Annotated in this window: 12 protein-coding genes and 2 pseudogenes; 6 read left to right on the top strand and 8 right to left on the bottom strand. The window is 55.1% G+C overall.

The window, feature by feature from the left end; translation table 11 throughout:
* Position 1: 1 nt before the first annotated feature.
* Both NQ012_RS00810 and NQ012_RS00805 read left to right on the top strand, forming a co-directional pair.
* A complete protein-coding gene (locus NQ012_RS00810; RefSeq protein ID WP_257065553.1) occupies positions 2-274 on the top strand; it encodes a chaperone modulator CbpM in 273 nt (90 codons plus the stop codon).
* A gap of 328 nt (positions 275-602) precedes the next feature.
* On the top strand, positions 603-878 hold the full coding sequence (locus tag NQ012_RS00805) for a helix-turn-helix domain-containing protein (RefSeq protein ID WP_257065552.1): 276 nt from the start codon (positions 603-605) through the stop codon (positions 876-878).
* A gap of 460 nt (positions 879-1,338) precedes the next feature.
* Here NQ012_RS00805 and recX read toward each other — a convergent pair whose 3' ends face one another.
* From recX to cysT, 6 genes and pseudogenes are all read right to left on the bottom strand, one after another.
* Positions 1,339-1,797: a recombination regulator RecX gene (recX, locus tag NQ012_RS00800; protein WP_257065551.1), complete on the bottom strand. Its 459-nt coding sequence runs from the start codon at positions 1,795-1,797 to the stop codon at positions 1,339-1,341.
* Positions 1,798-1,989: 192 nt separating this feature from the next.
* Entirely contained in the window at positions 1,990-2,403 is a 414-nt protein-coding gene (locus NQ012_RS00795; protein ID WP_257065549.1) for a transposase, read from the bottom strand.
* Between the two features lie 23 nt (positions 2,404-2,426).
* Positions 2,427-3,084: pseudogene (locus tag NQ012_RS00790) on the bottom strand (integrase core domain-containing protein); the annotation flags it as partial.
* Positions 3,085-3,210: 126 nt separating this feature from the next.
* The gene (locus NQ012_RS00785; protein ID WP_257065547.1) at positions 3,211-4,284 is read right to left on the bottom strand and encodes a sulfate/molybdate ABC transporter ATP-binding protein; all 1,074 of its coding nucleotides are present in this window, start codon (positions 4,282-4,284) and stop codon (positions 3,211-3,213) included.
* Positions 4,281-5,141, bottom strand: a complete 861-nt coding sequence (gene cysW / locus NQ012_RS00780; RefSeq protein ID WP_257065546.1) for a sulfate ABC transporter permease subunit CysW — start codon at positions 5,139-5,141, stop codon at positions 4,281-4,283. Before cysW ends, NQ012_RS00785 begins: the two co-directional genes overlap by 4 nt.
* Before the next feature lie 100 nt (positions 5,142-5,241).
* Positions 5,242-6,078 (bottom strand): sulfate ABC transporter permease subunit CysT, encoded by an 837-nt coding sequence (cysT, locus tag NQ012_RS00775; RefSeq protein WP_085365512.1) that lies wholly within the window; start codon positions 6,076-6,078, stop codon positions 5,242-5,244.
* A 145-nt stretch (positions 6,079-6,223) separates the two neighbouring features.
* On the opposite strand from cysT, the pseudogene NQ012_RS00770 reads away from it, so the two are divergent.
* From NQ012_RS00770 to NQ012_RS00760, 3 genes and pseudogenes are all read left to right on the top strand, one after another.
* Positions 6,224-6,445: pseudogene (locus NQ012_RS00770) on the top strand (hypothetical protein).
* The gene (locus NQ012_RS00765; RefSeq protein ID WP_257065804.1) at positions 6,445-7,167 is read left to right on the top strand and encodes an AzlC family ABC transporter permease; all 723 of its coding nucleotides are present in this window, start codon (positions 6,445-6,447) and stop codon (positions 7,165-7,167) included. The pseudogene NQ012_RS00770 and the gene NQ012_RS00765 overlap by 1 nt, the downstream one beginning before the upstream one ends.
* A complete protein-coding gene (locus tag NQ012_RS00760; RefSeq protein WP_257065544.1) occupies positions 7,164-7,463 on the top strand; it encodes an AzlD family protein in 300 nt (99 codons plus the stop codon). The genes NQ012_RS00765 and NQ012_RS00760 overlap by 4 nt, the downstream gene beginning before the upstream one ends.
* A gap of 97 nt (positions 7,464-7,560) precedes the next feature.
* Here NQ012_RS00760 and NQ012_RS00755 read toward each other — a convergent pair whose 3' ends face one another.
* Both NQ012_RS00755 and NQ012_RS00750 read right to left on the bottom strand, forming a co-directional pair.
* On the bottom strand, positions 7,561-8,331 hold the full coding sequence (locus tag NQ012_RS00755; protein WP_257065543.1) for a sulfite exporter TauE/SafE family protein: 771 nt from the start codon (positions 8,329-8,331) through the stop codon (positions 7,561-7,563).
* Between the two features lie 167 nt (positions 8,332-8,498).
* On the bottom strand, positions 8,499-9,101 hold the full coding sequence (locus NQ012_RS00750) for a CNP1-like family protein (RefSeq protein ID WP_257065541.1): 603 nt from the start codon (positions 9,099-9,101) through the stop codon (positions 8,499-8,501).
* Between the two features lie 281 nt (positions 9,102-9,382).
* Here NQ012_RS00750 and gyrA point away from each other — a divergent pair, with 281 nt between their 5' ends.
* Complete coding sequence (gyrA, locus tag NQ012_RS00745; RefSeq protein WP_257065540.1) at positions 9,383-12,181, top strand: DNA gyrase subunit A; 2,799 nt, start codon at positions 9,383-9,385, stop codon at positions 12,179-12,181.
* Positions 12,182-12,323: the final 142 nt, after the last annotated feature.

The following is a 12,323-nucleotide window of genomic DNA, read 5'->3' as shown; positions in this document are numbered from 1 at the left end:
CATGAACCAAGAATACGATGTACAGCTAACCTTCAACGAAATCGTCCGCGCCTGCAACGACGACCGCGATTGGGTGGTGAGTGTGATTGAAGAAGAAATCATTTCCGTGAGCGGCCGGCCCGACGAAGCCGTGTTCAGCGGCTTCCAGCTCGCCCGCCTGCGCCGCGCCCGCCGCATCAGCCGCGATTTTGAAGCCAGCATTCCCGCCACCGCGCTGATTATGCAGCTTTTAGACGAATTGGAAAGCCTGCGCAAAAACCGTTCCGGCCAATAAGCATTTTGCGGAGCCGGGCAAATATCAGGGAAACAGGGAAAAGTTGGCCGGTATTTTTAAAACCCCTTTTCCATGCTCGGGCTTGGCCCGGGCATTTTATTGTTTCAAAAGAAATGGCAGATGCTCGGATTAGGCACGAATGTGACGGCAGATATTATGTAGTAAATATCGGGGGAACTGATAAAACTGCTATAAGGCGGCGGGCTGTCGCGGTAGCGGTTTTTTTTATTGGGTGTGCAGAGAGGTTGGCCCGATTTCGGGCTTGGCATATTGATTTTTTCTGATGGTGAAGTAAAATCCGTGAAAGCAAATTCACAAAGGAAGCATCATGAGCAACAAACTGACGGCCCCCGCCGAGCTGCCCGCAGAAGACGATTTGCGCGCCGTGCTGGCCTACAATATGCGCCTTTTCCGCGTGAACAAAGGTTGGTCGCAAGAAGAGCTGGCGCGCCGGTGCGGGCTGGACCGCACTTATGTTTCGGCGGTGGAACGCAAACGCTGGAATATTGCTTTATCAAACATCGAAAAAATGGCGCTCGCCCTCGGCGTGCCCGCCTACCAGTTGCTGCTGCCGCCGCAGGCGCGGCTGGATATGATGGGGTAGGGCGCAGTCGGATGCGGAAGCCGCAAAGATAATTCAGGCCGTCTGAAAGGTTTCAGACGGCCTGAAATTTTTGCAAAAATACCTTAAAAGGCCATCTGAAATGTTTAAATTCCGTCATTCCCGCGTAGGCGGGAATCCAGATGGTAAAGTTGAAGTATTGATTAAACAAACACTTGAATGATAAACGTCTGGATTCCCGCCTACGCGGGAATGACGAAGAATAGGTATTTCAGACGGCCTAAACGACTTGCAAAGGTCTCGGCCTGTGGTTTTTACAAGCCGTTTCGGTATTTTAAAGTTTTGCGTCATGCCCGGGCTTGACCCGAGCATCTGTTATTTTTTTGAACAATAAGATACTAGAGTCAAACCCGAGTATGACGGTGTTTTTGGGGCGTTTCAGACGGCCTTAAGGCATTTTTGGCAAAGCCATCGGCCTGAATATATTTTGCAGGCTTTGGCGTTATTCCCACTCTTCATCGTCGTTCCAGCCGTTTTTCAGAGCGGTTTGGATGATGTCCATATCGAAACCCCGATAGGCGAGAAAGCGCGCCTGCTTTTGTTTTTCTTTCAAATCGGCGGCGGGGGCTTTGAACTTTTTGCGCAGCACGGCCACGGCGGTTTGCAGTTCGCTGTCGCGGTCGGGCAGGAAACTGCGCGCGGTGTCTTCGCTCACGCCTTTGGCCTGCAAAGCCTGTTGCAGGCGCAGGCGGCCGTGTTGGCGGCTTTTGCTGTGCACGTAGGTTTCGGCGAAACGCTCGTCGGACTGCCAGCGGCGTTCGGCCAGTTCGTTTAAAAGCAGCTCGAGTTCTTCTTCGCTTTCGGCGTGCGGGGCGAGCTTGCGTTTGAGTTCGGCGCGGCTGGTTTCTTGGCGGGAAAGAATGTCGAGGGCGCGGGCGCGCAGGGATTTTTGCGGTTTCATTGCGGGTTGGAAAAGGGTTTTTCAGGAGTGTTTGAGATGCTACTTTAATATTCAACAATTATTTTTTACTGATTTTATAAGTTATTAATCTAATTGATTATTTTATTGTGTCATTTTTAATAGATACACTTGTTTTAAACAGATTTTGCTTGACTTTCAGGCAATACCCGTTTTGTTATTTTACGTTAGTTTTCAGACTGCCTTATAGCGTTCCGGCTGATAGGTTGTTTTGTTTTTGTAAAGATTAAAGGCTATAACCGCCAGCTTCCGCATAATGGCCGTAATAATGACTTTCGGCTTTTTCTTCTTTTGTTTCAGCCGTTTTACAAATTCGGGAAAGTATCCGCGAGCATAAGCAACCATTGCAGGCATAAATAACGCAGCCCTTAAACGCCTGTTGCCAAAACGGGTTATGCCACTTTTGATATTAACACTGGTTCCCGACTGCCTTTGTTGCGGACTTAATCCGGCAAAGGCGACAAATTGAGCGGCGTTTTTAAATGTGCCGGATAAAAGATGATTGGTTAATATGGCCGCTGCTAATTTCCCAACCGAAGGAATGGTAACAAGGCCGTCTGAAACGTCTTTCAGTTCGGAATGTTGCATGACATTTTCTATTTCAAGCTTCACTAAGTTAAGCTGTTTTTGAATATGGATGATGTGTAGGAAAAGGTCGGGTTGTTTACACAACAGGTTGGGAATGAAGCCTGTAAAACCTCAAAAGGGGTGTCGCCTTTCAGGCTCTTGTGGGGCTTGACGGTTATAAAAGTTAACAAAACGACATAACTCTTTTTGCCGGTGCGCCGAATCCTTAAACGGATACTTGTCATGCCACATTTCCATTAAGGTACGGATAACCCGCTCGGCTTTACCATTGGTTTGCGGCCGGGCAACACGGGTGAATTTTTGGCTTATGTTGTTTTGCACACAGGCAATGCCAAACGGGTGCTCCGCATTGCCACGATATTCGACACCGTTGTCGGAATAGGCGCATTCGATGGTATAGGGACAACAATCTATCACATCGCGCAAAAGAAATTTGGCTGCGCTGGCTGCTGTACGGTCCGGCAATATTGCAGCATACAGCTCGCGGGAAAAATCATCAATGGCAACAAACAGATAATCCCGAGGGTCGGTTGCTTTTTGGTTTTGTAGCAAAGGCAGCCGTTTGGTATCGAAATGAACCGTTTCGCCGGGATAGGATTTGTTGTAACGCTTTGCCTGTTTTTTGAGTTTCTCTTCGATTTCCCGCTCAACTTTGGCCGGGCGTTTCATGCCGTATTTGGATGGATGTTCATGCAGTATTGTCTTTCAAATACTGTAAACAACGCTAGCTTTTCCTACATCTCAGGCCGTCTGAAAAAACGCGCGAACGCTTTCAGACGGCCTCCGAATGCCGTTGCGGCAGCCAACCTAAATCGCAAAATCAATCAGCTCGTTTTGCGAGAAGATATAAATCTGCTTGGGCGAAAGCGCGATGTTTTGGCCTTCGGCCAAGCCGAGGCGCACGGCGTCGCTGTCGGCGAAAGTGATGTGTACGTCTTGCCTGCCTTCTTTCACGGTAATGTGGGTAAGTGCGCCGGCGGGGTGGATTTTTTCGATGCGGGCGTTGAGCATGGGCGCGGTGCCGGCGGCGGCTACCGTCCATTCGTGGGGGCGCACATAGCCTATGGCGGTTTGCTCCTGCCATTTGCGGGCGGCGTCGAGCGGCCAGGCAAAACCGTTGTAGTGCCACGCGCCTTTTTCGATGCGGCCTTCAAAGGCATCGGTTTCTCCCAAAAATTCGGTTACGAAGGCGTTTTCGGGTTTGCGGTAGAGGCTCTCGGCGGTGCCGATCTGCTCGATTTTGCCGTGGTTCATCACCACGATCTGGTCGGACACTTCCAGCGCTTCTTCCTGATCGTGGGTAACGAGTATGCTGGTGATGCCCAATTCGTGGTGGATGTCGCGCAGCCAGGTGCGCAGTTCTTTGCGCACTTTGGCATCGAGCGCGCCGAAAGGCTCGTCGAGCAGCAGCAGTTTGGGGGAAACGGCGAGTGCGCGGGCAAGCGCGATGCGCTGGCGCTGGCCGCCCGAAAGCTGGTGCGGGTAGGCTTTGGCCAGATGGGCAAGCTGCACGAGTTGCAGCAGCTCTTCGACTTTGGCACGGATTTGCTCTTTCGAGGGGCGTTCGCCGCGCGGCAATACGGTGAGGCCGAAGGCAACGTTGTCGAACACGTTCATATGGCGGAAAAGGGCGTAGTGCTGGAACATAAACCCCACTTTGCGTTCGCGCACGTGTTTGCGGGTAACGTCTTGGCCGTCGAACAGAATGGCGCCGTTATCGGCGTTTTCCAAACCGGCGATGATGCGCAGGAGGGTGGTTTTGCCGCAGCCGGAAGGACCGAGCAGGGAAACCAGCTTGCCGGTGGGCACTTCGAGACTGATGTTTTTGAGGGCGTGGAAACTGCCGAAATGTTTGTTTAATTTTTGAATGGTAATGCTCATGCGCGGTTCCTTTCGGCGGCGGCAAGTTTGCGTTCTTGAATGCGGGTGATGATGTTTTGCAGCGCCAGCGTGGCCAGGGCGAGCAGGGCGAGCACGCCGGAGAGGGCGAAGGCGCCGGTGAAGTTGTATTCGTTATAGAAAATCTCCACCAACAGCGGAATGGTGTTGGTTTCGCCGCGGATATGGCCGGAAACCACGCTCACGGCACCAAATTCGCCCATGGCGCGCGCGTTGGTGAGAATGATGCCGTAGAGCAGCGCCCATTTGATGTTGGGCAGGGTAACGCGCCAAAACATCTGCCAGCCGCTCGCGCCCAAAATCAGCGCGGCCTGCTCTTCGCTGTCGCCCTGCGCCTGCATCAGCGGAATCAGCTCGCGTGCCACGAAGGGAAAGGTAACGAACAGCGTGGCCAGGATAATGCCGGGAATGGCGAAGATAATCTGTATGTCCTGCGCTTCAAGCCAGCCGCCGAGGGCGGTGTGCGCGCCGAACAGCAACACGAACATCAGGCCTGCCACCACGGGCGACACGGAAAAGGGCAAATCGAGCAGGGTGGTGAGAAACTGCTTGCCGCGAAAATCGAAACGGGTGAGCAGCCAGGCCATGGCAATGCCGAGCACGGCGTTAACGGGCACGACGATGGCGGCGGTAATCAGCGTGAGTTTCACGGCAGACCAGGCTTCGGGATCGGTTATCGACTGGACGTATAAATCCCAGCCGCCTTTCAAGGCTTCGTAAAACACCGCCGTTAACGGCACCACCAGCATCAGCAGCAGAAACGCCAGCGCGACGGCGGTGAGCGTGAAACGCAGCCAGCGCGGTTCGGTAAGGTTGGGGTTGGAAGTGTAGGTTTTCATGATTCAGGTGTTTTTTTATGGTTTGTGTGCCGGTAAGGCCGTTTGGGTAAAAGGCCGTCTGAAAAATAATTTGCGGTTTTTCAGACGGCCTCGGTGTCGGTTAAGCCTTCGCCCCCGCCCGTTTGCTCAAAGCCCATTGGCCTGCGTTTAAAAGAAACAGAATCGCAAACGAAATCATCAGCATAAACAGCGCCACCGCCGATGCGCCCTGCACGTCGAACTGTTCGAGCTTGCCGGTGATAATCAGCGGCAGAATTTCGGAAACCATCGGGATATTGCCCGCAATAAAAATCACCGAGCCGTATTCGCCGGTGGCGCGGGCAAACATCATGCCGGCGCCGGTGAGCAGGGCGGGGGTGATTTCGGGCAGCAGCACGCGGCGGAACACGGTGAGGCGGTTGGCGCCAAGCGTAGCGGCGGCTTCTTCATATTCGGCCGACAATTCTTCCAGCACAGGCTGCACCGAGCGCACGATAAACGGCAGGCTCACCACCACCAGCGCAATCCAGATGCCGACGGGGGTGAAAGCGATTTTGATGCCCAAGGGCGCAAACAGGCTGCCTATCCAACCCTGCGGCGCATACAGCGTGGCCAGCGCAATGCCGGTTACGGCGGTGGGCAGCGCAAACGGCAGATCAACCAGCGCGTTTACCAGGCTTTTGCCGGGAAACTCATAACGCACCAACACCCACGCCACCAGCGTGCCGAACACGATATTGGTGAGCATGGCGTAAAACGACATCCGCAAACTCAGCCACACCGCGGCCAAAACGTTAGGCTCGGAAATGGTTTGCCAAAACGCCGTCCAGCCGATTTCGCCCGCCTTCACGGCCATCATTGCAAACGGCAGCACAACCAGAAGCGACAGGCACAACACGGTCAGGCCGAGGCTGGTTTTGAAACCGGGTAACACGCTGGGGGTTTTGAGTAATAGCATAATCGGGCGGCAAACAAGCGCAATAAGGGAAACGGCGCTACTTTATCGAGGCCGTCTGAAAAAGGGAAAGAATGGTTGGTTTTAATAAAAGATGATTTCGTTATAACAAGCGGCGGTTTGCCCGGCATCCCGCGGATAGAGACCTTTGCAAAACCCCCATCTGCGGCGCATTTCTGCGTTGTGTGTTTATGCCCTTTAGGATACTGCCCGCTCGCTTGCCTGACTACATGTTATGTCTGCGCTCGCTGCGCTGCTACGCCTTGAACTGCATCCGCATCTAGGGGTTTTGCAAAGGCCTCGGATAATGTTTTCAGACGGCCGCTTGGTCTATAATAGCGGCCTTTTTCCGATTCAAATATGGTTATGATGATGAACAGTCCGCCGCCCCGGGCCGAATTCAAACGCGGTGTGAAAGATTGCCTGCCGGTGATTATCGGCATGTTGCCGTTTGCGCTGATTTTGGGCGTGCAGGGCGGGCAGAAAGGCATGAGCCCGCTGGAAATGTCGATGATGACCGGGCTGAATTTCGCCGGCGGCTCCGAGTTTGCCGCCGTGGGGTTGTGGGGCAGCCCGCTGCCGGTGCTGCTGATTATCACCGTAACCTTTATGATTAACAGCCGCCATATCCTGATGGGCGCAGCGCTCACGCCTTATTTGAAAGACCTGCCGCTGAAAAAAGCCCTGCCCGCGCTGTTTTTTATGACTGACGAAAGTTGGGCGATGAGCCTGGCCGATATCCACAAACGCAAACAGCTCGGCCTGCCGCTGTTCAGCCTGCCTTATTATATGGGTGTGAGCCTGACGCTTTATGTGGTGTGGGTGGCGTTTACCGGCATCGGTGCGGCGGTCGGCCCCAAATTCGGCGATGTGGAAGCCTGGGGCTTCGGCATGGCTTTCCCCGCTGTGTTTCTGGTGCTGCTGCGCGGTTTGTGGAAAGGCTTTGCCGCCGCCCGCCCGTGGCTGGTGAGCTTGGTGGTAGCTGCGGCGGTATATCTTACCGTTGACGGCGCGTGGTATGTGCCTGCGGGCGCGGCGGCAGGTTTGCTCACCGCTTATTTTTTCGGGGATAAAGTGGGGGATAAAGCATGATTTCGTGGGCTTCGTTCCTCACCATTATGGGTATGCTGGCGGTTACTTATTCCACCCGCCTGATCGGATTTTTCGCCCTGCGTAACCGCACGCTGGGCAAGCGGGCGGCGGCGGTGATGGAAGCTGCGCCGGGCTGTGTGCTGATTGCCGTGATCGCCCCGCATTTCGTATCCGACAAACCGCACGAGCTGGTTGCGCTCGCCATCACGCTGTTTGCCGCCAGCCGTTGGGGTATGCTGCCCACGGTGTTGATTGCGGTGGCTTCGTCGGGAGTGTTGGGTTATTTAATGAAGTAATTCAAAAAGTACAAGCAAACGCCAACAAAAGGCCGTCTGAAAACCGTAAATGTTTTCAGACGGCCTTTTGTTAAAAAAGCGTTTGTTTTAAAAGCATTTATACCGTATGCAGCAAATCCCAACCGAATTTACCGATTAACACGCACAACAGCGCCATAAAGCCGTAGCGCAGAAAACGGCTGCCGCCGCGTATTGCCAAGTGCGTGCCCACCAGCCCGCCGCACAGGTTGGCAGCGGCCAGCGGCAGCGCCCATGCCCAAACGATGTGGCCGTTGGGCACGAAAAACGTGAGTGCGGCCAGATTGGTGGTGAGGTTGATCACTTTGGCCGAGGCGGTGGCGGTGAGGAAGTCGTAGGCGAAAAAGCGCACGAACACAAACGCCAGCAGGCTGCCGGTGCCGGGGCCGAACAGGCCGTCGTAAAAGCCGATGAGGGCGCCGAAAAACAGCCCCCATGCGGTTTCTTTGCGGCTGAGCTGCGTGGTGCGGGCAATCTGCCCCAAATCTTTTTTGAAAAACGTGTAAACGAACATCACCGCCATAATCGCCAGCATGGCCGGTTTGATGTAGTGCACGGGCAGATAGGCCACCAGCTTGGCGCCGCTGTAGGAAGCCAAAAAAGCCAGCACGGCGGCGGGCAGCAGCATTTTCCACGGCACGCGGATTTTGCGGACGAACTGTATCGAGGCGGTAAACGTGCCGCTGAACGAGGCGAATTTGTTGATGCCCATCACCGAAGTAACGGGCACGCTGTTGGGCAGGGTGTTGAACAGGGCGGGAATCTGCAATAAACCGCCGCCGCCCACCGCGGCATCCATCAGCCCGGCCAGAAAGCCGATGACGAGAAGCGGGATAAGGTGGAAATCCATGATGTTTTCGGTGTTGTTGTTATGGTGTGTTGCGGCGCAGGCAAGCGGTTGCTTCTGATTGCGCGGAGCAGGCGGGAGTATGACGGAGTTTTCAAAAAAATGATACGGTTGCTTCAGCTGCTTTAAAAGCAAAAGGCCGTCTGAATGCTTTCAGACGGCCTTGAGGATTATTTGCTGCGGTTAATCATAGAAGGCGAGTATTTGCCCGCTCGTTCGGTAACCCGCTGCTGCAAAGCCTGTTGGCTGCCGGGCGTGCCGTCTTCGCAGAATGCGCGGAACAGGGGGCCGCGGACGGGGTCGGCGCCGCTGAGAATCGAACCTATGCTTTTCCAGCTGCCTTTGCTTGGCGCAATCCAGCGTTTGTTGACCGTATCGCCGTAACCGAACACTTTATATGACGAACGTTTGCTCTCGCCGCCGAAAGAAGAGGGCGAGCAGTAAATGCCTTCGGCGGTTAAGTTGTCGTGCCCCTGTTGCGACTGCACATTCAACACATAACGAATCGTGCCGTCTGGCGCGCGGCTGATGCTGTCGAGCAGGATTTTCGGCTGTTTGCCGAAATCGTTGCCCACATAAATATCGAACCAGCCGCCGCTTTTCGTGTCGGGAAAAGCGGGCAGGGCAACATCGGCTTCTTTGAATTCGCGCGCCGCTTTTTCGGCTTCGCTTTCCTGATAGCGGGTGTTTTCGAGGGTGTCTTTATCGTGGCGCGGGGCGGCGGAAACTTGCAGGGCGGTTGCGGCCAGCGCAAGCAGCAGAATACGGCGCATAAGGCTCTCCGTGGGTTGGAAACAGCCGCCATTGTAAGGTGGCGGGCAGGCGGGTGCAACGGCGCGCGGCGGCGGCGGGCGTTTTTTACGCAGCTTAGCATATGCTTGCAAATAGGGCTGGCCGTCTGAAAACTGCAGACAGAATTTAGTGGGTTAACACAAAAAACTGAATTTTTCAGACGGCCCTAGCAGCATTACACAAAATATCCCGAATGCGCCAATTCAGGCGCGTTTTATGCTAAAATGGCGCGAAATTTTTTCTATGAAATCACTATCCCGCTATGACCGACGCAACCACACGCAACGACCATCATTTCGCCAAAGAAACCCTCCCCATCAGCCTTGAAGAAGAAATGCGCCGCAGCTACCTCGATTACGCCATGAGCGTGATTGTGGGGCGCGCGCTGCCCGATGTGCGCGACGGCTTGAAGCCCGTGCACCGCCGCGTGCTGTATGCCATGCACGAGCTGAAAAACAACTGGAACAGCGCTTATAAGAAGTCTGCCCGTATCGTCGGCGACGTGATCGGTAAATACCACCCGCACGGCGACATTGCGGTTTACGACACCATCGTGCGCATGGCGCAGGATTTTTCGATGCGCTATGTGTTGGTCGACGGCCAGGGCAACTTCGGCTCGGTGGACGGCGACGGTGCGGCGGCGATGCGTTACACCGAAATCCGCATGGCGAAAATCGCCCACGAAATGCTGGCCGACATCGAAGAAGAAACCGTTAACTTCGGCCCCAACTACGACGGCAGCGAAAGCGAGCCGCTGGTGTTGCCCACCCGTTTCCCCGCCTTGCTGGTTAACGGTTCTTCAGGCATCGCCGTGGGCATGGCCACCAATATTCCGCCGCACAACCTGCCCGACACCATCGATGCCTGTCTGAAACTCTTGGCCGAGCCGCAAACCGACATCGACGAACTCATCAACATCATCAAAGCCCCCGATTTTCCCACCGGCGCCACCATCTACGGCCTCTCCGGCGTGCGCGAAGGCTATAAAACCGGCCGCGGCCGCGTGGTAATGCGCGGCAAAACCCATATCGAGCCCATCGGCAAAAACGGCGAGCGCGAAGCCATCATCATCGACGAAATCCCCTATCAGGTGAACAAAGCCCGCTTGGTGGAAAAAATCGGTGAACTGGTGCGCGACAAGGTATTGGAAGGCATTTCCGATTTGCGCGACGAATCCGACAAATCGGGTATGCGCGTGGTAATCGAACTGAAGCGCAACGAAAACGCCGAAGTGGTGCTCAACCAGCTCTACAAACTCACCCAGCTGCAAGACAGCTTCGGCATCAACATGGTGGCCTTGGTCGACGGCCAGCCGCGCCTGTTGAACCTGAAGCAGATTTTGAGCGAGTTTCTGCGCCACCGCCGCGAAGTCGTTACCCGCCGCACTCTCTTCCGCCTGAAAAAAGCGCGCCACGAAGGCCATATCGCCGAAGGCAAAGCGGTGGCCTTGTCGAACATCGACGAGATGATTCAGCTCATCAAAGAATCCGCCGACGCGCCAGAAGCCAAAGAAAAACTGCTGTCGCGCCCGTGGCAGTCGGGCTTGGTGGGCGAGATGCTGTCGCGCACCGATTTGGATATGCAGATGGCGCGCCCCGAAGGTTTGCCCGCCGGTTTGGGTTTGCAAAGCAGCGGTTATTTCCTGAGCGACATTCAGGCCGATGCCATTTTGCGCATGAGCCTGCGCAACCTCACCGGCCTCGACCAAGACACCATCGTGGCCGACTACAAAACCATCATGGGGCAGATTATTGATTTTCTGGATATTTTAGCCAAACCCGAACGCATCACCGCCATCATTCACGAAGAATTGGAAGAAATCAAAACCAACTTCGGCGACGGGCGCCGCAGCGAAATCAACCCCTTCGGCGGCGACATTGCCGACGAAGACCTGATTCCACCGCGCGAAATGGTGGTCACGCTTACCCACGGCGGCTACATCAAAACCCAGCCCACCACCGATTATCAGGCGCAGCGCCGCGGCGGACGCGGCAAACAGGCCGCAGCCACCAAAGACGAAGACTTTATCGAAACCCTGTTTGTGGCCAACACCCACGATTATCTGATGTGCTTTACCAATTTCGGCAAATGCCACTGGATTAAGGTGTACAAACTGCCCGAAGGCGGGCGCAACAGCCGCGGCCGCCCGATTAATAACGTGATCCAATTGGACGAAGGCGAAAAAGTGAGCGCCATCATGGCTGTGCGCGAGTTCCCCGAAGACGAATACGTATTCTTCGCCACCGCGCAGGGCATGGTGAAAAAAGTGCAGCTTTCCGCCTTCAAAAACGTGCGCGCGCAAGGCATCAAGGCCATCGCCCTCAAAGACGGCGATTCGCTGGTGGGCGTGGCCAAAACCTCCGGCACCAGCGACATCATGCTGTTCTCCAACCTCGGCAAAGCCATCCGCTTTAACGAATACTACGAGCGCAACGGCGAGGCCGACGATTTGGACAACGAAGATTCAGACGGCCTCGATGCGGAAGCCGAAACCGAACACGACGAAACGGACGGCGCCGATGCGCCCGTGCTGAAAGGCAACGGCGTGCGCCCGTCCGGCCGCGGCAGCGGCGGCCTGCGCGGTATGCGCCTGCCCAAAGGCGGCCGCATCGTCAGCCTGCTGGTTTCCGCGCCCGACAACACCGAGCAACAGGTGCTCACCGCCACGCAAAACGGTTACGGCAAACGCACGCCGATTGAGGATTACAGCCGCAAAGGCAAAGGCGGGCAGGGCATCATCGCCATCGACACCGGCGAGCGCAACGGCGAATTGGTAGCCGCCACGCTGGTTAACGAAAGCGACGATTTGATGCTGATTACCAGCGGCGGCGTGTTAATCCGCACCAAAGTCGAGCAAATCCGCGAAACCGGCCGCGCCGCCCAAGGCGTGCGCCTGATCAATCTCGACGAAGGCGAAACCTTGGTGAGCCTGGAGCGGATTGCCGAACCGGAAGAAGACGAAGACGTGCTCGCAGAAGGCGAAGGCGTGGAAAACGAGAGTGAAAACGCCGAAACCGAATCTGCCGCTGAAGATGTTGCCGGTGATGACGGGCAAGCGTAAACGGTAAGCGGCAGTTATTATCAAGGCCGTCTGAAAACTTGTTTTTCAGACGGCCTTTTGTGTCAATAACTATTTAATAGTCAATCAATCTAAGAAAAAGTACGCACGTCATACTCGGGCTTGACCCGAGTATCTTGTTAGT

Source organism: Neisseria dentiae (assembly GCF_024580525.1).
GTDB lineage: Bacteria > Pseudomonadota > Gammaproteobacteria > Burkholderiales > Neisseriaceae > Neisseria > Neisseria dentiae_A.
This window is presented reverse-complemented; position numbering and strand designations above follow the sequence as displayed.

Coding starts and splice junctions, on each gene's coding strand:
- NQ012_RS00795 (WP_257065549.1), bottom strand. CDS start 2,403: ATGCAACATTCCGAACTGAAAGACGTTTCAGACGGCCTTGTTACCATT.
- NQ012_RS00805 (WP_257065552.1), top strand. CDS start 603: ATGAGCAACAAACTGACGGCCCCCGCCGAGCTGCCCGCAGAAGACGAT.
- recX (WP_257065551.1), bottom strand. CDS start 1,797: ATGAAACCGCAAAAATCCCTGCGCGCCCGCGCCCTCGACATTCTTTCC.
- NQ012_RS00755 (WP_257065543.1), bottom strand. CDS start 8,331: ATGGATTTCCACCTTATCCCGCTTCTCGTCATCGGCTTTCTGGCCGGG.
- cysT (WP_085365512.1), bottom strand. CDS start 6,078: ATGCTATTACTCAAAACCCCCAGCGTGTTACCCGGTTTCAAAACCAGC.
- NQ012_RS00785 (WP_257065547.1), bottom strand. CDS start 4,284: ATGAGCATTACCATTCAAAAATTAAACAAACATTTCGGCAGTTTCCAC.
- NQ012_RS00760 (WP_257065544.1), top strand. CDS start 7,164: ATGATTTCGTGGGCTTCGTTCCTCACCATTATGGGTATGCTGGCGGTT.
- NQ012_RS00750 (WP_257065541.1), bottom strand. CDS start 9,101: ATGCGCCGTATTCTGCTGCTTGCGCTGGCCGCAACCGCCCTGCAAGTT.
- NQ012_RS00765 (WP_257065804.1), top strand. CDS start 6,445: ATGATGAACAGTCCGCCGCCCCGGGCCGAATTCAAACGCGGTGTGAAA.
- cysW (WP_257065546.1), bottom strand. CDS start 5,141: ATGAAAACCTACACTTCCAACCCCAACCTTACCGAACCGCGCTGGCTG.
- gyrA (WP_257065540.1), top strand. CDS start 9,383: ATGACCGACGCAACCACACGCAACGACCATCATTTCGCCAAAGAAACC.
- NQ012_RS00810 (WP_257065553.1), top strand. CDS start 2: ATGAACCAAGAATACGATGTACAGCTAACCTTCAACGAAATCGTCCGC.